Source organism: Pseudoalteromonas sp. BSi20311 (assembly GCF_000239875.1).
Lineage (GTDB): Bacteria > Pseudomonadota > Gammaproteobacteria > Enterobacterales > Alteromonadaceae > Pseudoalteromonas.
The window spans coordinates 1-23818 of record NZ_BADU01000075.1; the positions used below are offsets into that span (position 1 = coordinate 1).

General features: G+C 40.0%; 25 protein-coding genes. 8 read left to right on the plus strand and 17 right to left on the minus strand.

Annotated elements, in window-relative coordinates; all coding sequences use genetic code 11:
* Positions 1-50: 50 nt before the first annotated feature.
* From P20311_RS08110 to P20311_RS08145, 8 genes are all read right to left on the minus strand, one after another.
* Entirely contained in the window at positions 51-2327 is a 2277-nt protein-coding gene (locus P20311_RS08110) for an acyl-CoA dehydrogenase (protein WP_008111592.1), read from the minus strand.
* Between the two features lie 224 nt (positions 2328-2551).
* On the minus strand, positions 2552-3340 hold the full coding sequence (locus P20311_RS08115; protein ID WP_008111593.1) for a putative porin: 789 nt from the start codon (positions 3338-3340) through the stop codon (positions 2552-2554).
* 208 nt (positions 3341-3548) lie between these two features.
* Complete coding sequence (locus tag P20311_RS08120) at positions 3549-3923, minus strand: PH domain-containing protein (RefSeq protein ID WP_008111597.1); 375 nt, start codon at positions 3921-3923, stop codon at positions 3549-3551.
* The gene (locus tag P20311_RS08125; RefSeq protein ID WP_008111600.1) at positions 3923-4831 is read right to left on the minus strand and encodes an ABC transporter ATP-binding protein; all 909 of its coding nucleotides are present in this window, start codon (positions 4829-4831) and stop codon (positions 3923-3925) included. Before P20311_RS08125 ends, P20311_RS08120 begins: the two co-directional genes overlap by 1 nt.
* On the minus strand, positions 4828-5655 hold the full coding sequence (locus P20311_RS08130) for an ABC transporter permease subunit (protein WP_008111602.1): 828 nt from the start codon (positions 5653-5655) through the stop codon (positions 4828-4830). Before P20311_RS08130 ends, P20311_RS08125 begins: the two co-directional genes overlap by 4 nt.
* 143 nt (positions 5656-5798) lie before the next feature.
* Positions 5799-6977: a cystathionine beta-lyase gene (locus P20311_RS08135; RefSeq protein WP_008111604.1), complete on the minus strand. Its 1179-nt coding sequence runs from the start codon at positions 6975-6977 to the stop codon at positions 5799-5801.
* Positions 6978-6980: 3 nt separating this feature from the next.
* Positions 6981-7907, minus strand: coding sequence for an NAD(+) diphosphatase (gene nudC / locus P20311_RS08140; protein ID WP_008111605.1), 927 nt, complete (start codon positions 7905-7907; stop codon positions 6981-6983).
* A gap of 186 nt (positions 7908-8093) precedes the next feature.
* Complete coding sequence (locus tag P20311_RS08145; protein ID WP_008111607.1) at positions 8094-8588, minus strand: NYN domain-containing protein; 495 nt, start codon at positions 8586-8588, stop codon at positions 8094-8096.
* Between the two features lie 139 nt (positions 8589-8727).
* Here P20311_RS08145 and P20311_RS08150 point away from each other — a divergent pair, with 139 nt between their 5' ends.
* A complete protein-coding gene (locus P20311_RS08150) occupies positions 8728-9351 on the plus strand; it encodes a hypothetical protein (protein ID WP_008111609.1) in 624 nt (207 codons plus the stop codon).
* Positions 9351-10094, plus strand: coding sequence for a DUF3307 domain-containing protein (locus tag P20311_RS08155; RefSeq protein WP_008111611.1), 744 nt, complete (start codon positions 9351-9353; stop codon positions 10092-10094). Before P20311_RS08150 ends, P20311_RS08155 begins: the two co-directional genes overlap by 1 nt.
* A gap of 79 nt (positions 10095-10173) precedes the next feature.
* On the opposite strand, the gene P20311_RS08160 is transcribed toward P20311_RS08155, so the two are convergent.
* Both P20311_RS08160 and P20311_RS08165 read right to left on the minus strand, forming a co-directional pair.
* Positions 10174-11571, minus strand: coding sequence for a DEAD/DEAH box helicase (locus P20311_RS08160; RefSeq protein ID WP_008111613.1), 1398 nt, complete (start codon positions 11569-11571; stop codon positions 10174-10176).
* A 171-nt stretch (positions 11572-11742) separates the two neighbouring features.
* Positions 11743-12582 (minus strand): isopenicillin N synthase family oxygenase, encoded by an 840-nt coding sequence (locus tag P20311_RS08165; protein WP_008111615.1) that lies wholly within the window; start codon positions 12580-12582, stop codon positions 11743-11745.
* 310 nt (positions 12583-12892) lie between these two features.
* On the opposite strand from P20311_RS08165, the gene P20311_RS08170 reads away from it, so the two are divergent.
* A complete protein-coding gene (locus P20311_RS08170) occupies positions 12893-14095 on the plus strand; it encodes a bifunctional alpha/beta hydrolase/OsmC family protein (protein WP_008111617.1) in 1203 nt (400 codons plus the stop codon).
* A gap of 71 nt (positions 14096-14166) precedes the next feature.
* Here P20311_RS08170 and P20311_RS08175 read toward each other — a convergent pair whose 3' ends face one another.
* Positions 14167-14913, minus strand: a complete 747-nt coding sequence (locus tag P20311_RS08175; protein ID WP_008111619.1) for an alpha/beta hydrolase — start codon at positions 14911-14913, stop codon at positions 14167-14169.
* Between the two features lie 129 nt (positions 14914-15042).
* Here P20311_RS08175 and P20311_RS08180 point away from each other — a divergent pair, with 129 nt between their 5' ends.
* Positions 15043-15366, plus strand: a complete 324-nt coding sequence (locus tag P20311_RS08180; protein ID WP_008111621.1) for a hypothetical protein — start codon at positions 15043-15045, stop codon at positions 15364-15366.
* 39 nt (positions 15367-15405) lie between these two features.
* Here the strand turns inward: P20311_RS08180 and P20311_RS08185 are convergent, their stop codons facing one another.
* The 3 genes from P20311_RS08185 to aspS all read right to left on the minus strand — a co-directional run bounded on the left by P20311_RS08185 (position 15406) and on the right by aspS (position 18092).
* Positions 15406-15996, minus strand: a complete 591-nt coding sequence (locus P20311_RS08185) for a pentapeptide repeat-containing protein (protein WP_008111623.1) — start codon at positions 15994-15996, stop codon at positions 15406-15408.
* Positions 15980-16204, minus strand: coding sequence for a hypothetical protein (locus tag P20311_RS08190; protein ID WP_008111625.1), 225 nt, complete (start codon positions 16202-16204; stop codon positions 15980-15982). The genes P20311_RS08185 and P20311_RS08190 overlap by 17 nt, the downstream gene beginning before the upstream one ends.
* A 109-nt stretch (positions 16205-16313) precedes the next feature.
* Positions 16314-18092: an aspartate--tRNA ligase gene (gene aspS / locus P20311_RS08195; RefSeq protein ID WP_008111627.1), complete on the minus strand. Its 1779-nt coding sequence runs from the start codon at positions 18090-18092 to the stop codon at positions 16314-16316.
* A gap of 237 nt (positions 18093-18329) precedes the next feature.
* Here aspS and P20311_RS08200 point away from each other — a divergent pair, with 237 nt between their 5' ends.
* Positions 18330-19178, plus strand: coding sequence for a DUF72 domain-containing protein (locus tag P20311_RS08200; protein ID WP_008111629.1), 849 nt, complete (start codon positions 18330-18332; stop codon positions 19176-19178).
* A 27-nt stretch (positions 19179-19205) separates the two neighbouring features.
* Positions 19206-19700, plus strand: a complete 495-nt coding sequence (locus P20311_RS08205; RefSeq protein ID WP_008111632.1) for a M48 family metallopeptidase — start codon at positions 19206-19208, stop codon at positions 19698-19700.
* A gap of 15 nt (positions 19701-19715) precedes the next feature.
* Here P20311_RS08205 and P20311_RS18925 read toward each other — a convergent pair whose 3' ends face one another.
* From P20311_RS18925 to P20311_RS08215, 3 genes are all read right to left on the minus strand, one after another.
* On the minus strand, positions 19716-20384 hold the full coding sequence (locus P20311_RS18925) for a hypothetical protein (protein WP_138922255.1): 669 nt from the start codon (positions 20382-20384) through the stop codon (positions 19716-19718).
* Between the two features lie 116 nt (positions 20385-20500).
* Positions 20501-21034 (minus strand): hypothetical protein, encoded by a 534-nt coding sequence (locus tag P20311_RS18525; RefSeq protein WP_008111635.1) that lies wholly within the window; start codon positions 21032-21034, stop codon positions 20501-20503.
* Between the two features lie 170 nt (positions 21035-21204).
* Complete coding sequence (locus tag P20311_RS08215; RefSeq protein WP_008111638.1) at positions 21205-21888, minus strand: DUF3334 family protein; 684 nt, start codon at positions 21886-21888, stop codon at positions 21205-21207.
* Between the two features lie 116 nt (positions 21889-22004).
* On the opposite strand from P20311_RS08215, the gene cmoA reads away from it, so the two are divergent.
* Both cmoA and cmoB read left to right on the plus strand, forming a co-directional pair.
* A complete protein-coding gene (gene cmoA, locus P20311_RS08220) occupies positions 22005-22730 on the plus strand; it encodes a carboxy-S-adenosyl-L-methionine synthase CmoA (protein ID WP_008111640.1) in 726 nt (241 codons plus the stop codon).
* Between the two features lie 15 nt (positions 22731-22745).
* Positions 22746-23714: a tRNA 5-methoxyuridine(34)/uridine 5-oxyacetic acid(34) synthase CmoB gene (cmoB, locus tag P20311_RS08225; RefSeq protein WP_008111643.1), complete on the plus strand. Its 969-nt coding sequence runs from the start codon at positions 22746-22748 to the stop codon at positions 23712-23714.
* Positions 23715-23818 lie beyond the last annotated feature (104 nt).

Sequence of the window (23818 nt, forward strand, 5' to 3'; positions counted from 1 at the left end):
TAATAAGTAGCTTTTTTTACTTTTATCTTCTTTATTGCTTTGGCATCAGGTTAGATATCTTCAGATTTAAAGTTATCTACCGCAATAGCCTGCATTCGCAATCTGTTAGCATGATGCATAGCCTCAGCATCTAGCTTAGTGAGTAATTCATGCTCAAGAGCGTAATCAACAGCTTGTTCAATATCAAAAGTAGCAGGTACCTTACCTTTTCGTTGCCACTGTTTTAACTGTTTAAATTGATTTTGCATGTCGTGCATCGCTAAAAAAGCATTTTCCATCACCCCAGTGCCGGCGCTCTCATCGATGTAACACAAATGAGTAAGCCTATTTCTAAACACGCCAGGTTGCGTCATGTGCTCACAAATACGTTGTGAAGTTGCATCACTTGGTTTGTGATAATGATTGCCTAACGGAAACACAATGCGTTTGAGGGCAAAGTTAACCACCGGGTTAGAGAAATTTTTAAAGAAGCCATCAAATGCTTGGCCTATTTCATACAACGATGTCTCTATTGCATACTTAACGAAAGGTAAATCAGCCTGTTGACGCCCTTCATCTTCAAAACGCTTTAATACAGTAGAAGCAATATATAAATGACTTAATACATCGCCTAAACGCGCTGATATCATCTCTTTGCGTTTAAGTTCACCGCCTAACATGAGCATTGCAACATCAGTTGTAAGCGCAAGTCCTCGGCTCATTCTCCCTAATTGTTTATAGTAAGCTGCGGTTTCTCCACATACAGGCGCTTTGGCAAAATGGCTGCGAGTTAAGCCATGCACTAAAGCCATACTTGCATTGCTGATGGCAAATACAATGTGGTTCATCAGTAGGCCATCAAATTGCTCAAGTGCGGCGTCATCATCTTCCATTGCTGCCGCTTCCATTTCTTTTAATACAAACGGATGGCAACGAGTTGCGCCTTGGCCAAATATCATTAAATTACGGGTAAGAATATTAGCGCCCTCAACCGTAATCGAAACTGGAATACCCATATAGCCATGTGCTAAATAGTTATTAGGCCCAACCTGAATCCCTTTACCTGCATGAATGTCCATTGCATCATTCATTACCGTTCGACCCATTTCGGTCATATGGTATTTTGCAATAGCAGTCACTACCGATGGACTTAGTTTTAAATCAATGGCGCCAGCTGTCATTAACCGGCACGATTCCAGCGCATAAGTTAAGCCACCAATACGTGCTAACCCTTCTTGAACCCCTTCAAATTGACCAATTGACACACCAAATTGTTGACGAACAACTGAATAAGCCGAAGTCATTTTAGCCGCTAAATGCCCTGTTGCAGTACTTAATGCCGGTAACGAAATACCACGCCCAGCACTTAAACACTCAACCAACATGCGCCAACCGCGCCCAGCCCCTTGCTGACCACCGATAATCCAATCAAGCGGAATAAATACGTCTTCACCGTAAGTTGTACCATTCATAAACGCCATATTGAGTGGATAATGACGCTCGCCGGTTTTAACACCCGGATGATCGGTTGGTATTAGTGCACACGTAATACCCAGTTCTTTTTCATCGCCTAACAAGCCGTCTGGGTCATACATTTTAAATGCAAGGCCAAGTACTGTCGCCACAGGCGCAAGGGTAATGTAACGTTTTGACCAATTTAAACGCAGCCCTAAAACTTCCTTACCGTCATGCTCGCCTTTGCATACCACGCCTGAATCGGAAATACTGCCGGCATCTGAACCGGCCTCTGGACCGGTTAATGCAAAACAAGGCACATCGTCGCCCTTTGCCAGGCTCGGTAACCAGCGGTTTTGTTGCTCAGTTGTTCCGTAATGAAGTAATAACTCACCCGGCCCTAAGCTATTAGGCACCATTACCGTCACTGCAGCGGTTAAGCTTTTAGTGGCGATTTTTGACACTATGGTAGAGTTAGCAATGGCTGAAAATTCTAATCCTCCAAATTTTTCTGGGATGATCATTGCAAAAAAACCTTCGGTTTTTAAAAAATCCCAGACTTCTTTGGGTAAGTCTTTATCTTTTTGTACTATTTTATAGTCATCAAGCATAGCTAATAACGCTTCGACCTGATTTTCAATAAACGTAGTTTCTTTCTCACTTAACTGTGGGCGCGGGTAATTATGTAACTTTTGCCAGTCAGGATCACCACTAAATAGCTCCCCATCCCACCACACATCACCTGCCTCCATTGCTTCTCGCTCAGTTTGCGATAATGGCGGCAATACTTTTTTAAACATCTTAAAAGTGGGTCGGGTAATTAAATTAAGGCGGATATCTTTAATCGCAAACACCACGATCACCACAACCAGTAATATAATAAATACTGACATAAGCACATTCCTTTACAGTTATAAAAACACTGATTTAATTATGACCGATCTTAATTTAAATACAATGGCTAGCCAGTCGAGTGCAACTAAATGATGAGCCTAGCCAATTGCAATTTAAAATATAACGATAAGTAGGATTACACATTTATTACACACAGCAAAAAGCCCACAAATGTGGGCTTTTCACTACTTAACTGGTTTAATTTATGCGATTAAACGCTTAATTAAAACTGAAAACGCATGTTAGCAAAGTAAGCATCGTAATCTGAGTCATCTGCGTTGTTGCCGTAACCCACTTTTAAACCAATATTTTTATTGATGAAGTGTTGAGCACCAAAGGTGTAGTTGTCTTCTTTATCATAAGATGCAAACACAGAAGTCGCTTTTGAAAAGTAGTAGTTTGTTTCTACGTTCCACTGGTCATCTGCTTCATCAAGGCTCATAAATGTACCTTCTACAGTTAGGTAGTTACCTTGCTGTAAATCAATGAAATATTTAGCAGCTACTGAACGAGAGTCAAAATCATCATCTGATTCAACAGTGATACCTACGTAATCTGTATCGTTAAGCATGTGGTTGTATGCTAAAGAAAATAATGTAACGTTATCGCCGTCTTTTTTATCAACAAATCTTACTTTTGCAAGTAAGTCAGGGTTGAAAAAGTAACCAGCTGAAAGTGTATAGAACTCGTTATTAGAGTTGTAATCAGCATTTTGGTAAGACGCACCAACCATAAAATCTTCAACGAAGTATTCACCGCCAATAGCAGTTACATCGCCAAAGTCGTCATCTGCGTAGCCGCCAAATACGTTGCTTTGCTTATTGATGTATTCAAATTGGTCGTATGGACCTAGTGTGCTTTTAGGAGAGAAGTAGTAAGTTGAGTCCACACTAATAGTATCGTTGTTATCAGTATCTGCATAACCTAAGTTACTGATTGATTGATAGCTATCTGCAGCGTGTGCAGCACTTGATAATAAAATACCTGAAATAATAATCGCTAATTTTTTCATAATGAAACATCCCTATGTACATTGTTTTTGTACTTTAACTGCATTGCTAAAGTGGGGGTATGCTAACGCTGCGAAACTGAACGAAAACTGAACCAAGCAATTGTATTTGTTAGGGAAATTGTAAGAAAATGTTGGAGAATTTTATGTTAAAGTAATCGCAACAAACTGTAAACAATTACTTTAATTTTGCACCGCTTTTTGGTTGTTTCTATAATGAGTACTGGCTGATTATCCTATAAACATCATTTATGTTATCGCCTGCTTTAAAGTCTTTGCTGATAGGATTTGGATCAGATCCAACCCAAATTTTCAGTTCTGCATCTAAATCAAAGTGCCCCGCACTTTCTTTACTGAACTTAGTTATCTTAGAGTAAGCAATACTGATCATTTCCATTTTAGAACCAGTCACACCTTGTTTATCTAATAAAATTAGTCGCTTATTAGTAAAGATAAACATATCACGAACTACTTTATACGCCTTTTCAACTCGCTCACCTTCAATAAGCGTATTAGCCAATACTTTTTCTAAATCGGCGTCATCCACTTCACTGGCGTTACCCATTAAACCACTAAATAATCCCATTATAGTTTCTCCTGTTTAAATATTTGATTTTCTAGAGTATGACCATTTACTAACTGCCTATACTGCCAATTCTGTTGGCGGCAAAATTGCAACAGCGCGATGTCAAGTGAATCGCTAGTTGGTTGATACTCAATCACATACTCTTTATGTTGACTCATATAAACACGACTCACACCCTCAATTGCTTGCAGTTGTTGCTCCACATTTTGATACGCTTCACTTAGCATTAAGGTATAAAAGTGCTTATCAGTATTCGCCGCTTTAGTTTGATGCTCGCTGAATATGCCTTTATCTAAATGTAGTACTTGGGAGCAAAGTCGTTCTAGTTCAGTTAAATCATGAGAGCTTAAAATAAACGTCGCTTGAGACGACAGTTCAGACACCAGCTCTCTGACCTCTCTGGCATGAATCGGATCAAGCCCTGCGGTGGCTTCATCTAACATTACAATTTGCGGTGAACCAATTAATGCTTGTGCTATGGTTACACGCTTGCGCATACCGTGAGATAAGTCCCCTGCGCGGTTTTTTGCAACCTCGCTAAGACCCACTAAATCTAATACTCGAAGTGCCTCTATTTGGCTTTGCTTGGTGCCCATACCTTGTAGCTTGGCATAAAAGCTAAGTTGTTTATCTATATTAAAACGCGGATCTAGCTGTGCATCTTGTGGTAACGCACTCACTTTATTAAATAAAGCCGCGCTACCTGGTTTATGGCCGAGTATTTCAAGCTCACCCATGCTAGGTGCGATATAGCCACACAACAAACTAAATAAAGTGGTTTTCCCTGCGCCATTAGGGCCAACTAATGCAACTGGCGCGCCTTTTTGAATCTCAAAATTCACATTATTAAGAGCCAGTTTTGAGCCGTATGATTTACTTAAATTACGCCCTGTTATTAATGATTTCATAATGAGCTCCTTGCAAAAATACGTTGGGCAACTGCAAGTAACACCGCTGTTTGCCCAAGTGGAATAGCTAATGCGCTCAATAACGGTAAGTTTTGTCCAGCTAATAACTCTATTTGCACACCAGGGAATAAATAATCAAGCACACTTAATGCGGGTATTTGCCACTCCAGTAATCCAACAATAATGCCGCCGGCTGTGAAATATAAAATAGCTAATACAATAGATAAGCGAGATGAGCTCGCAAAAGTATTAATTAAGCTCATTAAGGCTACAAACGGCGTAAAAGTAACAATGAGTATTAAAAATATTGAAACAGCACGACCAAGGCCACCAGCAAGTAAGCTCGGCTCGCGAAACCCGAGCACCGCCAATGTCGCTATAAGCGTGATGCCAACTAAACAGGTTAGTACCGCTAACTGCCCTAAAAATCGACCAAAGAGTATTTCAAAGCGAGTTGAGCGTAATGATAAAAACCTTAGCGTACCGCGCTCTCTGTCACCGACGGTTTGATCACTACAAATAAATAAGCTAAAAACAGGAAAACTATACAAAGCAATAAGCCAATACATAGCAAATTCGGCTTCAGGCCAATCAAGTAACTTACTTAATCCAATAGAGCCGGAAATATCACGGGCTATTTGTTCAAAGTCTGGCGAGCTGATTATACCTACAGCTTGGCCTATGGGGTAACGTAAAATAACAAGCCACACTAGCGCAAAAGCCGCCAGTGCAATAAGCCCTCGTTTAGTTAAAAACATACGTACCAGCTCAAAACCCGCGATTTGGGTTAAGCGCCCTACGTTAACTGGTGATGGTGTTGCCATTGACTATCCTTAATGACGTTGTTCATAATTTAAAATAAGCGTTATTTAACAACACTAAGTGTAAACACGTTGAATTGCTAGCAAAAAAAAGCCTACTCAGAGGTAGGCTTTGTAACAAATAATGTAATTTAAACAATTAGTAATTATAAATGTTGCTCATAAATAGCTAATGCTTGCTGTAAGTCGGCAATTAAATCTTCAACATCTTCCAAACCAATGTGCAAACGAATAACAGGTCCATGCTCCCATCCTGTTTGCGAGCGCAGCCCTTTCATTGATAGGTTTGCCGTTACTAAGCTCTCGAAGCCCCCCCACGAAAAGCCCATTTTGAAATGTTGTAAGCTATCTAAAAAAGCATCTATGGCGTGTTGATTACCCGCTTTCATTACAAACGAAAATAAACCATTACTGCCGTCAAAATCGCGTTTGAAAAACTCATGGCCTGGGCATGTTGTAAACGCAGGATGGCGAATATGATCCACCAACGCATGTTGCTCAAGCCATTTTGCTACTTCTAGCGCGGCTTTTTCATGCTGATTTAATCGCACTGCCATGGTACGCAAGCCTCGTAGTGCTAAATACGCATCATCTGCACTGGTGCATTGCCCGAGTAAATAAGAGTGTTCACGAAGTGTTGGCCAATACTTTTTATTAGCTACAGCAACCCCCATCATCACATCGGAGTGGCCAACAATATATTTGGTGGCGGCTTGAATACTAATATCAACACCATGTTCAAGCGGGCGATAATGCAAGCCATTGCCATAGGTGTTATCAAGCACTGTCATTACATTATGATCGTTTGCCACTTTTACCATGGCGGGAACGTTTTGAACTTCCATGGTAATTGAACCCGGAGACTCTAAAAACAACATTTTGGTATTGTCTTGAATGTACTCTTTTATGTCTGCGCCAATCATTGGCGGATAATAGGTCGTACTAATACCCAACCCAGCTAATATCTTGTCGCAAAAATCACGGGTTGGCTCGTAAACAGTGTCCACTATTAAAATATGATCACCGGACTTTAAAAATGATAACAGCGTTTGGCTTATCGCTGCCGCGCCACATGGGTATAACGCACAGCCCTCACCGCCTTCGAGTTCGGTAATTGCCTCTTGCAGAGCAAAATGAGTGGTCGTCCCTCTTCGGCCATAAAACAAGGTTTTGTCGCCACGTGTTTTAGCCGCTTCTTTAAGCTCACTCACAGAATCAAACACAATCGTTGAAGCGCGCTGTACCACTGGATTTACTACCCCATGGGTGTACGCTTTTTTGCGCCCTGATGAGACTAACTGAGTATTTTTATTTTTGCTCGACATGATTCATCCTTCTATCTGAGTACGCCAATATTCAATTAAATAACGCGAAATTGAATCAGCTCTAGGTAGCTTTAAATGCTCCCCTTGATGGTGCCAATCTTTAAATTGCGCAAGTTCTTCGCGAGAAAACCACTTTGCATCTTCAAGTTCATCTTGCTCTGTGCTTATTTCATCACTGCTTGCTGTGGCAATAAAACCTAGCATAATTGACGAAGGAAACGGCCAAGGTTGCGAAGCAATATATTCAGCTTTTTCCACAGTAATACCCGCCTCTTCTTTTACTTCTCGGATCACGGTTTGTTCAAGGGTTTCACCAGGGTCAACAAAGCCTGCAAGCGATGAATACAATCCTTTTGGCCAAGTTGCTTGGCGACCCAATAAGCAGCGTTCAACCCCATCAGAAAATGTTTTAGTTACTACCATAATAACCGCAGGATCAGTACGCGGAAAAGTTTGGTGCAAACAGGCTGCGTTATCACATAAACGTGAATGCCCTCCTTCAACTAAGTGATTTTTAGTACCACAGCGGCCACAAAAACTATGAGTGGCATGCCAGTAACATAACCCACGAGCAAGCGCTGCATTTGAGCCATCTTCAAGTGCTACTTGAGTACCATATTGACGAATATCTGCAAACTGGGCATCACCAATAATAGTTACTAATAACGACTCTTCGAGTGCAGTTACATCTAGTGCAAATACGGCATTACCTTGCTCATTTGAGCCTAAAAGAATAGCCTGCGTTACATCTAAATGCGCCACCTGTTGGTGAGCTAAGTACACCACCTCAGGGCTACTGTTAGCAAATAAGGTATGATTGCCTTTAACTAAAAGCCATAAACTGTCTGCTGTTTTTTTTGCGTCAACCCAAGCAAGGTCTTTGCGCGCATTTGAGCCTCTGTCTAACGGCATATTACTGTAGTTAAGCATGTAATTCCTTGATACTAATTGAATCTTAAAATTACCATACTCATCCACTAAACCCAATTTATTAGCGCCATAAAAAAAGCCTAAATTAGGCTTAATTAATCTATGTACCCACTGTATTAGAAACTCTCATGTTTAAGGCACACATCCTGCTCAAAAATCAACCAAAGAATGCAGTGTTACTATTTTTTAAAGTAGTAACTGTTTGTCTATTAAATGAAACTGCTCGGCACTTTGCTTTAGCACCTCTGCGGTTAATTTATCGGCACCGTATACATCACACGGAACATTATATTGATTTTTTAAATGCCCCAGTAATAACGCAAAGTCACCATCACCAGAGAGTAAAATAACTTTATCAAGGTTTTTCCCCTGCTCTAGCATATCTATGGTTATACCTACATCCCAGTCACCTTTGGCACTGCCATCACGGCGTTGAATAAACGGCTTAAGCTTTACCTCAAAGCCAATAGCGCGCAAAATATTTTGAAACTGATTTTGCTTTTCATCACCTCGGTATATTGCATAAGCAAACGCACACTCAATGTCGTATTGTTGCTCCATCATTCGCCAAAAGGCATTGTAATCAAAGTTTTTACCGTAGCTTTCACGACAGGTGTAATAAATATTTTGTACATCGACAAAAATACCTACACGAGGTTTACTGCTTGGTTGTGAGGTCATTCTTATGTCCTAATGAGTAATACTTGCAATTGCGTGTTAAGTAACCTAAATTAGTTACCAAACCCAATGTAACCAAATAAGGTTACATTTAACAATGTAACCTAAATTAGTTACATATAAATAATCTATCTGGATTTTTATGATTGGTGTGATCAGCGGCGATATTATTAAATCGCAAAAAATACCTAAACAACAATACGATGCCATGCTTTACCAGCTAGAGCAAAGTTTACGTGCAAATTGCAATAAAACAACATCTTGGGATATTTACCGTGGGGATGCATTTCAACTGCAACTCGATAAAAGTGAACAGTTAGTTACCACCGCTATTCTCATTTATCTACAGTTAAAATCTGCCGGCTATGAATTGCGCCAAAGTATGGCATTGGGCCACATAGATAACCCAGGTACGAGTACAAAAACCGCTACAGGCTCAGCGTTTACTCTCTCTGGGCAGGGATTAGATAAAATGACAAACCAGCGTTTTACATTTGCTATTGCAGATCAATCGGTTGATGAGAGCTTCAAGCTAAACTTAGCGTTTGTCGATATATTACTGTGTAAAATAACCCAAAAACAAGCAAATGCTTTGTATGTGTATTTAACCCATACTAATAACAACCATGCAGCCTTAGCTAAAGAGCTCAACACCAGCCGCGAAAACGTTACTAAGCTACTTAATCTTGCTAACTACCAGCTGGTAGAACGGTTTATTTTACATGCGCAACAATGGCTTAAAGCTATACAGCAAGGACATGACTAATGGAATTTTCACTATTGCTCGTCGCACTGATTATTGGCCATCTACTGGCTGATTTTTATTGGCAACCCATGAGTTGGGTAAACGACAGAAACAGCCGCCATTTTAAAGCAAAAAAACTTTACTACCATATATTGGTTCACGGAGTTACCAGTACAGTCGTTGTTGCACTTTGGGAATATAGCTTTGGCTGGCAACAACTGAGCAGCGTATTACTGGCCACCGTTATTATTATGATCAGTCACTACTTTATTGATATTGCTAAATCGTATTCAAATAAAGGCGTAGTGCCTTTTTTATTAGACCAAATTGCACATATCACTGTCATTATTGCGATAAGTATTTGGCTCACTGACGATCAGCAATTTACTGACAATGTAATGGCGTTATTGCACAACGAAAAAGTACTGTGGGTTATAGCTGGTTACCTTATTATTTTAAGCCCCAGTGCGGTATTTATAAGAATGATGTTAGAGCGTTTAACTAATCACTTTTCTAGTGATGGTAGCCTCCCCTTAGCAGGACAAAGTATTGGTATGCTTGAAAGAGTACTTATGCTGACATTTATTTTATTAGATCAGTTTGCAGGGCTTGGGTTTTTAATTGCCGCTAAATCGGTGTTTAGATTTGGCGACTTAAGTGCCAGCAAAGATAAACAACTCACTGAATATGTGATGCTAGGAACGTTACTGAGCGTCAGTGTTACTTTATTTGTAGGATTAGCAGTTAATTATTTAATCGGTTAGTAAAGCTTTAAAATAGGCATTAAAAAACGCGCTACCAGTAAAAGTAAGCGCGTTTTTTATTAAAACGAACTAAACCTAATTAGTCGTTATTTGCTGGACGACGACGGCGTTGACCACTGCCCCCAACCGATTGACGCTTTGCCCATGGGTTTTGTGGATTATCATCGGTTTTAGCTGCTGGCTTTTTAGAGCCACCACGACGTGGGCCTGTACCATTGCCACCATTGTTAGGCTTTTTGCTGTTAGGTTTGCTGCTATCTGATTTAGGCTTATTAAATGGTTGTTTTTTCTTTGGCTTTTTAGCCGGTAACGGGCGTGCATCGAGTGCGCGCTCAGCAACAGGGTTAGCCGGTTCAAAACCTTCTTCTTCAGCACGTGGAATTAGCTCGCCAATAAAGCGCTCAATGCCGTATAAATCTACTGCATCGTCAACCGTTACAAACGAAATAGCATGCCCTGATGCCCCCGCACGACCAGTTCGGCCAATACGGTGAACATAATCTTCATATACATTAGGTAAGTCGTAGTTTACAACATGCGGTAATTCAACAATGTCTAAACCACGAGCAACAATGTCGGTTGCCACTAATACGCGCACTTCACCACTTTTAAAGCCCTCTAGTGCTTTAACGCGCGCGCCCTGAGATTTATTGCCATGGATTGCCGCGCCAACAATATCATCGCGTTCAAGTTGCTTAACTAAACGATTAGCACCGTGTTTAGTACGACTAAATACCAGTACTTGCTGCCAATCGTTGCTACGAATTAAATGGCTTAATAGGGCCGTTTTACGTGCTTTGTCTACTGCGTATACGCTTTGCGTGACACTTTTTGCGGTAGTGTTTTTAGCCGCAACAGAAATTTCAACGGGGTCGTTAATTAACCCTTTTGCCAGCGCGCGAATATCATCCGAAAACGTTGCTGAGAACATTAAGTTTTGACGCTTTTCAGGCATTTTTGCAATCAGGCGTTTAATGTCATGGATAAAGCCCATGTCTAACATACGGTCGGCTTCATCTAAAACCAGTACTTCAACGCTATCAAATTTAACCGCGTTTTGATTGTGTAAATCAATTAAACGCCCTGGTGTCGCCACTAAAATATCAACCCCTTTGCGCAGGCGCTGCATTTGTGGGTTAATTTTAACACCACCGTAAACAACAAACGAACTCACGTTTGAATGCTTAGCATATTCTTCAACGTTTTCGCTTACTTGCAACGCAAGCTCTCGGGTTGGCGTTAAAATAAGCGCACGAACATGATTACTTTTTGCTTTAGTGCCCGACGATAAACGCTCAATAAGCGGCAAAGTAAAACCAGCGGTTTTACCGGTACCGGTTTGCGCTGCGGCCATTACATCGCGACGTGCAATAATTGCTGGAATAGCTTGAGCCTGAATAGGCGTTGGCGTTTCATAGCCCTTTTCTAAAACCGCATTAACTAAAGACTGTGATAAACCTAAACCATCAAAACTCATATAAACTCTCTATTTCAAATTAGGCCAAAGTGGCCAGTTGCGCGCATTATACCTTTAGTGGCTCAGAATGCATGCCATTATTTACTTTGTGCCAAATCAATAAACACAAATACTAAAAAAGCGGCTAAACAGCCGCTTTTTATTTACCTGAGCATTACAAATACTAAAAGATTATTTTACACCTAACTCACGTAAACGCTCTTGTAAGTAGCTATCTGCTGTGTAGCGATCAGATAACACCACATCTGGACGAGGGTGTAAAAACAATGGTAATGAAATACGTGATTTGGTTGTTGCTTTACCCGATGGATTAATTACACGGTGAATCGTTGATGGGAAGTAGCCACCCGATGCTTCTTGTAACATGTCACCAATATTAATAATTAGACTACCAAAATCACATGGCACGTCTAACCAACCGCCATCGGTTTTTTGTACTTGTAAGCCTGGCTCATTTGACGCCGGTAATACGGTTAATAAGTTAATATCACCGTGCGCAGCAGCACGAATAGCACCAGGCTCTTCATCACCTGTCATTGGCGGGTAATGTAAAATACGTAACAACGTTTGCTCAGACTGGGCAATCATATCTTTTAAATCAATAGAGAACTTAGCACGCACTTCTTCAGGCGCTTCAGCCTGCACCCAACTTAATAATGTTGCCGCAAATTCATTAGCTAAACGGTAGTACTCACGAACATCTGCTTCTAATTGTGCAGGAACACGGCCTTTAGGGTAAACATGAAAGTACTCTTTAATGTCTTTTACCGTATGGCCTTTAGCTACTTCTGATACCGACGGTGGAAAATAACCATCTTGCGTTTCTTTTGAAAATAAAAACTCATGCTTTTGCTCTGAGTTAAAAAAGTCTTGCCAATTTTTATAAATAGACTCAACTAAAGATTGCGGAATAGGATGGTTTTTTAATACGCCAAAACCAGTATTTCTCAACGATTCAACAAATTGCGCAGCCGCATCGTCCGCTTTATAATCAACTGTAGGTAATTGCATGGTACATTCCAGTAAGTAGGTTGTTAGAAGCCATTTACTAATTCGCTTAAGCCACAGGTCTACACGAAATTAGTATTACATTCAAATATAGCTTAACTACTTAATTCAAGTAATAAAGGCTGCATTTTTATGCTGTGCGAGGATAGACAAACCCCCTTGAAATTATAAGGACATATGTCCGCACTCAATAAGCAAGCCTTCTCTGCCTTGATCAAGATCAAAATAACGCTTGTATTGAATTTTCACCCCATCGTACCAATCTATTCCTTATCAGCATCACACACTATATCAACTTGTTAAGGCTCTCTACATGCGACAAAAAGTTTCTTTTAAAAGCGGTGAATTAGAACTCGCTGGACAACTTGAACAGCCCTCTGGTGAACTGAAATTTTATGCCTTATTTGCTCACTGTTTTACCTGCTCTAAAGATGTAGCGGCTGCAACACGAATAAGTCGCGCGCTCACTCAGCAAGGCATTGCTGTATTACGCTTTGATTTTACTGGGCTTGGTAATAGCGATGGTGACTTTGCCAACAGTAACTTTTCATCAAACATTCAAGACTTAGTGGCTGCAGCCAATCACTTAAGAACACACTTTAAAGCACCTCAGTTATTGATAGGCCACAGTTTAGGTGGTGCTGCGGTGCTTGCAGCAGCAGAGCACATACCCGAAGTATCGGCCATTACGACTATAGGTGCGCCATCGGATGCTCAGCACGTTACCCATAATTTTGCTGCTCATTTAGATGAAATAAACCAATCGGGTGAAGCAAAAGTGTGTTTAGCTGGGCGGGAATTTACGATTAAAAAACAATTTATAGATGACATCGCTAAATACGATAACAGCCATATAGGCAAGCTTAAGCGTGCTTTGTTAGTCATGCACTCCCCTATTGATGCAACAGTAAATATTAGTGAAGCCGAAAAAATTTACGCAGCTGCTAAGCATCCAAAAAGCTTTATTAGTTTAGATAACGCCGATCATTTACTCAGCAATAAAGAAGACGCTAACTACGCAGCCGATGTCATTGCTACATGGGCTAATCGCTATGTTGAATACGATAAAACACCTTACAATGCCAAATTAACTAACGGCAGTGTATTGGTTGAAGAAAAAGATCATCAATTCACTCAGCACGTGAGTACTAAAAGCCATACATGGCTTGCTGATGAGCCTACTGATGTTGGTGGTAAAAACTTAGGCCCAGATCCTTATGATCATTTACTCGCTGGGCTTGGAGCGTGTACTGCAATGACACTGCGCATGTATGCAAGTCGCAAAGAGTTACCGTTAGAGCATGTAAAAGTAGAGCTTAATCATACCCGCAATTACAACCAAGATTGTGATGATTGTGAAAAAACCGGCAATCTAGAGGCCATTACTCGCAAAATAACCTTACAAGGTGATTTAACTGACGCTCAGCGAAATCGATTACTCGAAATAGCTGATAAATGCCCTGTGCATAAAACGCTACATAACAGCCCTTTGGTGGTTAGTGAGCTGGTAGAGTAACTTAAAACTAAAATAGCGCAGTAAGCCCTGCGCTATATTTAGGATTTTAATTTAAAAACTGACTGTATCGTTTAATTTTCTAAAAACGCCGCTACCTCTTTACTCATTCTATCCACCAGCCATTTAGGCCCGCCATCGTACATATCGTTATGACGTGATTCTGCTATCAACGTTTGCGTAACGGGATAAACCGTTAACTCTTGGTCGGTTAAAAGCACGTTTGTATCAGCTGGGTAATCACTACCTCGAAGTGTGAGCACGCGTGTGTTTTTATTGCGTGGCAATAACATGCGGCGGTGATCGAGCGTAATTAATTGGCTTACTTCACTTGGGTAAATAGCTGCATACAAGGCTGAAATATCTCCACCATTTGAGTGGCCAAATAAAGTGAGTTTTGTAAAATCATACTCAGGGTATTTAACACTTAGCTCATTAACTAAAAATTTGAGTGTTACAACACCCCGGTGCCAATTTTCCATACGAGTAGTTAGGTATGGCTGCGCACGATTAAGTGCAGGGTCACTTTTAAGCTCATGCGCTACCGCAATGCTTAAATAACCTTGCGCATTAAATAACTTACTCGCAAAAGTGTATTCATTGTGGCTAATGCCATACCCTGCATTTACAAATACCACTGGGCATTTGACTTGCGCGCTGCACTTAAGGTGGTTAGCTGGTAGGGTAATATTTACAGGTATAGAGCGATTACGACTTTCATCAATGATTGCATCGTCTTGGGCATAACTTGATGATGCAAATAGCATAGTGCTTAAAGTCAGTGCACTTAACATTAAACGCTTTTTTATAATTTTTAACATGTATTCCCTTGTATTACTTATACATTTTTAACTAACATTAATTTTTATTATAAAGGTTAGCGCGCGCCTTTGCTAATTTGTGCGATAATAGCGATTATTGTTTTACTATTATCGCAAAAGAATCCATTCATGAAATCATATAGCAGCATTGAACAACGCATCGACATTCTCCAAAGCAGAATTGAAGCCTACCAAGAAGAAATTAAAGTGTTACAAGCCGAGCCGAAAAGTAACAATGAACGGATTATTTTTAAGTTCATTGAAACCGGCAGTACAGGTAAAACCAAAGATTTTGTGAGAGAGCTGGGAATTAAATCGCCGCGTGATAGCTTATATTCATCAGGTGATGTAACTAAACTGATTAAAGATGGCGCTGATGATATTTCGCCAGAGCTACTGAGCATAGCCCGTGCACTTGCTAGCGCGCGCAACAAAAATGGCCCTGCTTGCTAATAGTAAATATAATAACGTATTAGCCGTAAGCTCTTGCGGCTAATCAACCAGCTCGATATCAAGTCCTGTTAATAGATTTAACGCTTCAAGCCGTTCAAACTTTGCATTACTCACATCATTGCTTGTTATATCAATATTAAATTGCGTTGCGCCAACAAAGTTTACTTTACTCAAATTAGTTTGATGAAACAGGCTGTCTCTAAAGTCAGTATCCGAGAAGTTGCTTTGAGCTAAGTTAGCGTGTCTAAAATCGACATCTTTGGCAAAACAGTTCGTCATTGTTAACGCTTTTAACTGTAATTCAAAAAACGAACTATGGCTCAGCTCACACTGTTTAAAACTCACCGGTGACGTTAGCGCTAATTGCGGCCAATTTACTTGTCCCCAAACTATGCTATTGAGCTTACAGCCTTTAAAATCCACCTCTTCTAATGAACTATAGTTCCAACTTAAATCACTCAAATTGCAATTGATAAACTCACAATCGATAAAACGACAGTTACTGAATTGACTGTGGCTAAAGTCACACTCAATAAATTGGCATTGCTCAAATTCAATGCCACTAAAACGTTGAGCTGTTGCTTTAACCTTGAAGAATTCGTGCTCATAATAATCATTTTGTGAAAACATCAGACGGCTTTTTAGGTAAATCACTCTTTAAAGCTAATACAGCAATAAATATAAGCCCAAGTATCGGCACCAAACCTAAAAAGCCACCGATAATACCGACTATTATAGGAGTTGTTGTTTTACGCTTTCCTAAGAAATAACTAACTAGCCCAAATATCGGTATTAAAACGAGAACTATAAGACCTAAAAGGGTCGCATTAAAAGACATTTTATTTCCTTATTATTAATTAGTTAAGCTTAAAGTAAATCATAAAAAAACCCTTGGGTATAGGCCTAAGGGTTTTTAAAGTCGGTGCAATTAAGCACGGTGTAATAACTTATTCAGCTGGTTTTTCAGCTTTTTCAACAACGTTGATAGCAAGCTCAGTCAATGAATCTGCATTGGCTTTGCTAGGCGCATCGGTTAATAAGCACGATGCTTGTGTGGTTTTAGGGAAAGCAATAACGTCACGAATGTTATCAGTACCACATAGCAACATAACTAAACGGTCTAAACCGAACGCTAAACCTGCATGCGGCGGTGTGCCGTATTTAAGTGCATCAAGTAAGAAACCAAATTTATCTTGCTGCTCTTGCGCTTCAATACCTAAAATTCTAAATGCTACTTCTTGCATATCTGCATTGTGAATACGTACCGAGCCACCGCCCACTTCGTAGCCGTTTAATACCATATCGTAAGCATCTGAAATAGCCGCTGCTGGGTTTGCTTCAAGCTCACTGGCACTAATATCTTTTGGTGCAGTAAATGGATGGTGTACAGCGTGTAGTGTGCCTTCGTCATCTTCTTCAAACATTGGGAAGTCAACAACCCAAAGTGGTGCCCAGCTATCTAAATTAGTGATTTCTAAATCAATACCAATTTTTAAACGAAGTGCGCCCATGGCTTCATTTACGGTGTTGCGTTTATCCGCACCAAATAAAATGATATCGCCTGTTTGTGCATTAGTACGTTCAAGTAACTGCGTGATCACATCTTCATTTAAGAATTTAGCGATTGGCGATTGCACGCCCTCAACGCCTGCATCACGGTCATTTACTTTCATCCATGCTAAGCCTTTAGCACCGTAAATACAAATAAACTTAGTGTAATCATCTAGTTGCTTACGAGAAAGTGATGCACCACCTGGAACAGTTAGCACTGCAACACGGCCTTTTTCATCATTTGCTGGACCCGAGAATACTTTAAATTCTACGTCTTTTACTAAATCGGCTACATCAATAAGCTTCATTGGGTTACGTAAGTCTGGCTTATCAGAACCATATAGGCTCATTGCCTCAGAGTAAGGCATAATTGGGAAATCACCTAAATCAACATTTAGTAATGACTGCCACATTTCACGGATCATTTTCTCTGTCATACCACGTACTTGATCAGAGCTCATGAACGAGGTTTCTAAATCTATTTGAGTAAATTCAGGTTGACGGTCAGCACGTAAGTCTTCATCACGGAAACATTTAACAATTTGGTAGTAACGGTCAAAACCCGACATCATCAACAATTGCTTAAATAACTGTGGCGACTGCGGTAATGCGTAAAAGCTACCTTTGTGTACACGACTTGGTACTAAATAATCACGCGCACCTTCTGGCGTTGCTTTAGTTAATACTGGCGTTTCGATATCTAAAAAGCCATTTTCATCTAAAAAGCGACGTACAAAGCTGCTTGCTTTAGCACGTAATTTAATACGGTCGCTCATTTCTAAACGACGTAAATCTAAGTAACGGTATTTTAAACGACGCTCTTCTGAGTTCACTTGGTTAAAATCAAGTGGCATAGGCTCAGAGCGGTTAATAATCGTTAAACCCGTGCCTAAAATTTCTACTTCACCGGTAGCCATGTCTTTATTTACTTGGCTGTCTGGGCGAGCGCGTACAATCCCTTTTAACTGAACACAAAATTCTTGACGAAGTTTGTTAGCTGTTTCCATTAATCCTTCAACTTCCGGATCGAATACAACTTGTACTAAACCTTCTCTATCGCGTAAATCGACAAAGATAAGTCCACCAAGGTCACGTCGTTTGTTGATCCAGCCACATAGTTCAACTTCCTGATCTACGTGAGTTTTATTTAGCTGTCCGCAGTATATAGAGCGCATAGTTTTCCTGTCAGATAAAAGGCATATAGCGGTTAAACACTGTTGTTTTAAAAGTTTTTATAAACACCAAAATGAAAATAAAGCCGCTAGCAATTCAAAATAATCAAATTAAGCCCTGCATTATACCCAAGTCGGTTGAAGATGCTAGGGCGTGTTTACCTTTCGGGGTGGAATTTACAGCGCACTGTTTTGTTATTTGTTACACTACCGGCACTTTATATCAAGGCTTTTGTTTGTATGCTATATATTGGATGCCCGCAGTGGTCGAGCAACGCATGGAAAGGAAATTTATTTTCACGCCAGTGTAAAAATGCCGATATGCTTAGCGAATATGCGCAGCATTTTAATTCGGTAGAAGGTAACACCAGTTTTTATGCCGATCCCTTGCCTGACACTGTATTACGATGGGCTGCCAGTGTACCCGATGAGTTTAAATTTACCTTTAAGTTTCATCGGCGCTTTAGTCACGAACTCCAACTTACTAACGTGCAACATGAGCTAACTAATTGGCTTAATTTATTCGCCCCTCTATTTGAAAAAACAGGGCAAATAATGCTGCAATTACCTAAAGCGTTTGCGCCACAACATTTAGCTAAGCTTGCCGCTTTTATTGAGTTACTTCCTAAAGAGCTAAACTATGGGGTTGAGGTACGCCACCCTGATTTTTTTAAAAAAGGTGAGGCCGAAATCGCACTTAATCAGCTTTTAATGGCACATAATATAAACCGTATTGCTATGGATACTCGGGCGCTCTTTGCAGTAAAGCCAACCACCGAAGCGCTAATAGACGCACAACAGAAAAAACCGCATTTACCAGTTCACGCTATTGCTACGGGCTCGCAGCCTATGGCGCGCTTCGTTATTGCTAACTTAGAAAACGATTATAAGACCTTTTATCAGCCTTGGCTTAGCAAAGTAACCCAGTGGCTTGATGAGGGCAAAAGTCCTTATGTGTTTTTTCATACCGCTGATAACCGCGAAGCGCCGCTGCTGGCTCGCCAGTTTTGCCAAGATTTGGGGTATAATCACAATGTACTCAATCCATTTAGTGGCGAAAAAGAAGCCCACCAGCAAGCACTTTTTTAAAAATAAATTCAAAATACAGAGACAATAATGAGTGAATACGCACGTTACTTTACCGGCTACCCTGCCAATATCGTTGAGCAAGTATTAAGCCTAATAAAAGCAGGAAAGGTAAGTGAGTATTTACTTAAAAAGTACCCGCAGGCGCATCGTATTACCAGTGATAAGTTACTGTATAGCTACGCCACTGAGCTTAAAAAGCAGTATTTAAAAAACGCCCCGCCATTTGGACGCGCTGCGTTTAAAAAACAAGGTGATATGGTCACCAATGCGCTCGGTACCCACACGTACCGTATGCAAGGTAAAACCCGCAAGCACGATTTAGCAATAAACAGCGATTTATTGCGCGCCCCTGAGCCATTATTAAAAGCATTAGTGGTGCACGAACTCGCGCATTTTAAAGAAAAAGACCATAACAAAGGCTTTTATAAACTGTGCTGTCATATGGAGCCAGAGTATCACCAGCTAGAGCTGGATTTACGGATTTTTTGTGTGGCCATTGCGATGGGTGAGAATCCTTATTGAAAATAATATGAAATCTCAACTTTCATTAACCACTGCTAACTCAGATATTTCTGAATCTTTTTTATCGACTATAGAGTTTAATTTCGAAGAATATTTATAGCCGAATACTTTTTCATAATTTTCAAAAAACTCAGTACTTTCCCTGAAATCTCTAAATAATGGCCAATCATGATAGGCCATTTCAGAAACCAAATCCCCTTCTTTACCAATGCGGCACATTAAGTTACCTGCTTCTTCAAAATCATCACATATTACAGCATACGCTAATCTAAAGTCGTAAGTGGTTGCTGTCCAATCTTTTGTATCTAATACTTTTTTTGCCGCAGAGTTTTCTCCAATTGCTTTAAGCGCAATAGAATAATTAATCGAAAACATCCTTTCCATTAAATCATCTGAAATTTTTGGCAAATCTTTAGCATACTTACATAATGTTATTGATTTGCTCCAATCCTCGGTATGTAAGAAATCAAATATCAATGAATTTAGGCTTTCATCTATTTCAGATATGCATCCCGGTGAAGTTTTTCTCCAAAGTGTCTGTCCTAACATAACTGCAACTTGAACCATGATATGACAACTGTGATAAAAGTATTCACCACCTATTTTTAATTGTTCACCTACTGAAGGAATATTTTTCGACTTATACCCTACTGATTTACATATATCTAGATACTGTTTACTCACAATACCATCACAATGAGTAAATAAATTTCGTCTTTGGGACATTTCTATAAAAACTGGCCATGCCTCAAATTTAGTTAGCTTAATTGAAAATCTTTTTTCAAGGTCATTAAACTGCTCTATGTAGTCTTTTTCTTTTTTATTGTTTCAATTTCTTTATCTAATATAACTTCCCTCAACTCTTCTATAGAGTTGTAAGTAAGTGCTTCAGATAATTGTATTTCTCTATTTATATTTTTGTATAATTCTGGATTTATCGAGTAAATAACCGCGATTAAATCTCCGATATATTTATCGAATGCAGAGAATAAGCTAATAAATAAACTTTTCTCCAAAACCTCGACAGGGTTAGAGTTGTTATGCCGTTCAACCTCTCTATCACACTGACGAAAGCGCCTAACAGCAATGAGTTTTTTTTCTTGCTCTTCTTCAGATTTTAGAAGATCCTGACATTCTGCTAGTTCTAATTTTAAACGCTCCGCATTTGCCTGATAGTTACTTACTGCTAACGTAATAAAATTACTAGCGCAATCCTCTATATCTAACACTCTATGTATAAAGTTATTAATAACGACATCTACTGAGAAAAAAACTTCATCCTCTTGATGTTTATCTTCCTCAACTTCATTCTTAGTTAAATCGATATTTGACAAGTTATAACTCCTTTCAACCCTAAATATATCTGAAACTTAGGACACTTATTAATATTTTATTAAAAAACAAAAAACGCGATACTAAATCGCGTTTTTTAAAATTTACTGATAGCTACAAACTGACAGCTCAAAAGCTCGTTGAGTTTCGTTTCACTCCACCCAACTTACAATTAAAGCCCTAGTTCGGCCATAAAGTCGTCGTCGCTATCATCTTGCTTTGGCTGTTTCGCTTTTTCTTTATCCGCTTTTTGCTTAGCTTCATTTTCGATAATATCGTCTGGGTCTATCGCTTCTACAATGTCAAAGTCGTGAAGTTTAATAAACTCTGTTTTATCCATCGCTAATTCTAAATAGAAGATATTTTGATTGCGGGTAGTAAACGTTACGCGACGTGCTTGCGGGCGATCCATTGTGGTATCGACCGATATTTGCACTTGCTTGTTAATGGCCATCATTTTTGGCTGATTTTGAGTAATAGAGGTATGCAACTGTTCACGCACTTTTGACGTGAAGTCGCCCACTATTTGGTTCATCAACTCGCCCATCACGTTTGAAACGTCATCAGATAAGTGGCTGTGTGCAATTTCGTCTTCTGGCATACCCATGTTACGCATGTAATCGCCATAAATTTCCATGGCCGCTTGCGCCGTAAAGTTGGTAACAACTAAGCCGGTAAAGCCCCCGTCAAATAAAACAAAACAACCTATGTCTGGTCGCATACAGGTGCGGGTAATTTTTTGTACCATGGCTGAATAGCTGATCTCGTTGCCGCTGGCTGATGAAAGTACACCCGTTACTGAGTGGCATAATGTTGCTAATATATCGTCGGTGCTAATAACCTTACTTTTGCTCATTTAATAATCTCTTTTATACTTATTCTTCATAATTCTAGTCAAGCTACTGAATTTATCACTGACTATCCAGCATAAAATGTTAAAATAGCACTATTATTTTCAAAGAGACTGCCTTCGTGAGTATAAAAGACAGTATTTATGCCTCTGAGCAACAAGTAAAAGACTTTAGTTTTGATCAAAACGTGGTTGAAGTATTTCCCGACATGATCCAACGCTCGGTACCCGGTTACGCCACCATAGTGAGTACTATGGGGAAATTAGCCGGTGAGTATGCTCAGCCAAATTCAAATTTGTATGACCTAGGCTGCTCGTTAGGGGCGGTTACCCTAAGTATGCGCCGTAATATTCAAACAGATAGCTGCCACATTATTGCTGTAGATAACTCACAAGCCATGGTGGAGCGTTGTAAGGTTCATTTACAAGGGTTTAGATCTGATGTTCCTGTAACTGTTACTTTAGGTGATATTAACGAGCTTGATATACAAAATGCCTCAGTAGTAGCGATGAATTTTACCCTTCAGTTTATTCCACCAGCGCAGCGCAAAGCGGTGCTTGAAAAAATATACGCTAATTTAAAGCCCGGTGGCGTTTTGCTATTAAGTGAAAAAATTAAAGCCGAAAACGAGCAATGCGATAACTTACTAATAGACTTGCACCACGACTTTAAACGTCATAATGGCTACTCTGAGCTTGAAATAAGCCAAAAGCGTACCGCCATTGAAAACGTAATGCGCCCCGATACACTTAGCACCCATACACAACGTTTAAGCGACATTGGTTTTAGCCAAACGCAAGTGTGGTATCAATGTTTTAATTTTTGCTCAATGGTAGCAATTAAATAATTTAGAGAGTGACACATGTCTGCATGGTTTAACCAATTTTACGCTGCGATTGCACAAAGCCCACTTAGCCACTGGCTAGAAACCTTGCCTGCGCAATTAAAGCATTGGCAACAAGAGGCCAGCCATGGCGATTTACCTCAATGGCAAAAAGTACTGAAAAACTTACCAGAGGTATCAACAAACCAAGTTGATATTGTCAGCCAAGTAGCAATAGGTGCGTCTGGCGAAATGACTGAAGGCGAGCAAAAGCAAACCACGCATTTATTAAAACGAATGATGCCTTGGCGTAAGGGCCCCTTTAATGTGCACGGCATCGACATTGATACTGAATGGCGCAGTGACTGGAAATGGGATCGACTCCTGCCGCATATTGAGCCATTAAAAGGCCGTACCGTATTAGATATTGGTTGTGGTTCGGGGTATCACTTGTGGCGTATGCGCGGTGAAGGTGCTCAGTTTGTAGTGGGTATTGACCCATCTGACTTATTTTTATGCCAGTTTCAGGCAATTAAACACTTCAACCCAGATGAAAACGTGCATTTATTACCGTTAGGTGTAGAAGCCCTGCCTGAGCTTAAAGCATTTGATACAGTATTTTCAATGGGCGTACTTTATCACCGTCGCTCACCTATCGACTTTTTAGCGCAATTAAAAGCACAGCTTCGCCCTGGTGGTGAGCTGGTACTTGAAACTTTGGTTATTGAAGGTGATGAAAACACTGTATTGGTACCGACCGACCGTTACGCAAAAATGCGTAATGTATGGTTTATTCCAAGCACTGCGGCATTAAAACTGTGGATGGAACGTGTTGGCTTTAAAGACGTGCAAATTAAAGATTGTGCTATTACAACGCTCGACGAGCAACGTAAAACTGACTGGATGGAAAACGAATCTTTAGTTGACTTTTTAGACCCCAATGACACCAGTAAAACCATTGAAGGCTACCCAGCTCCACTTAGAGCAATACTCACAGCTAAAGCCTAATTGCGATATTAAGGTTTATTTTATTATTAAAAAAGCGCCATTGGGCGCTTTTTTGTTTACTAATGCAGCAACTAGCGGACAAGTGTCCTTGTCTTTAAAATCAA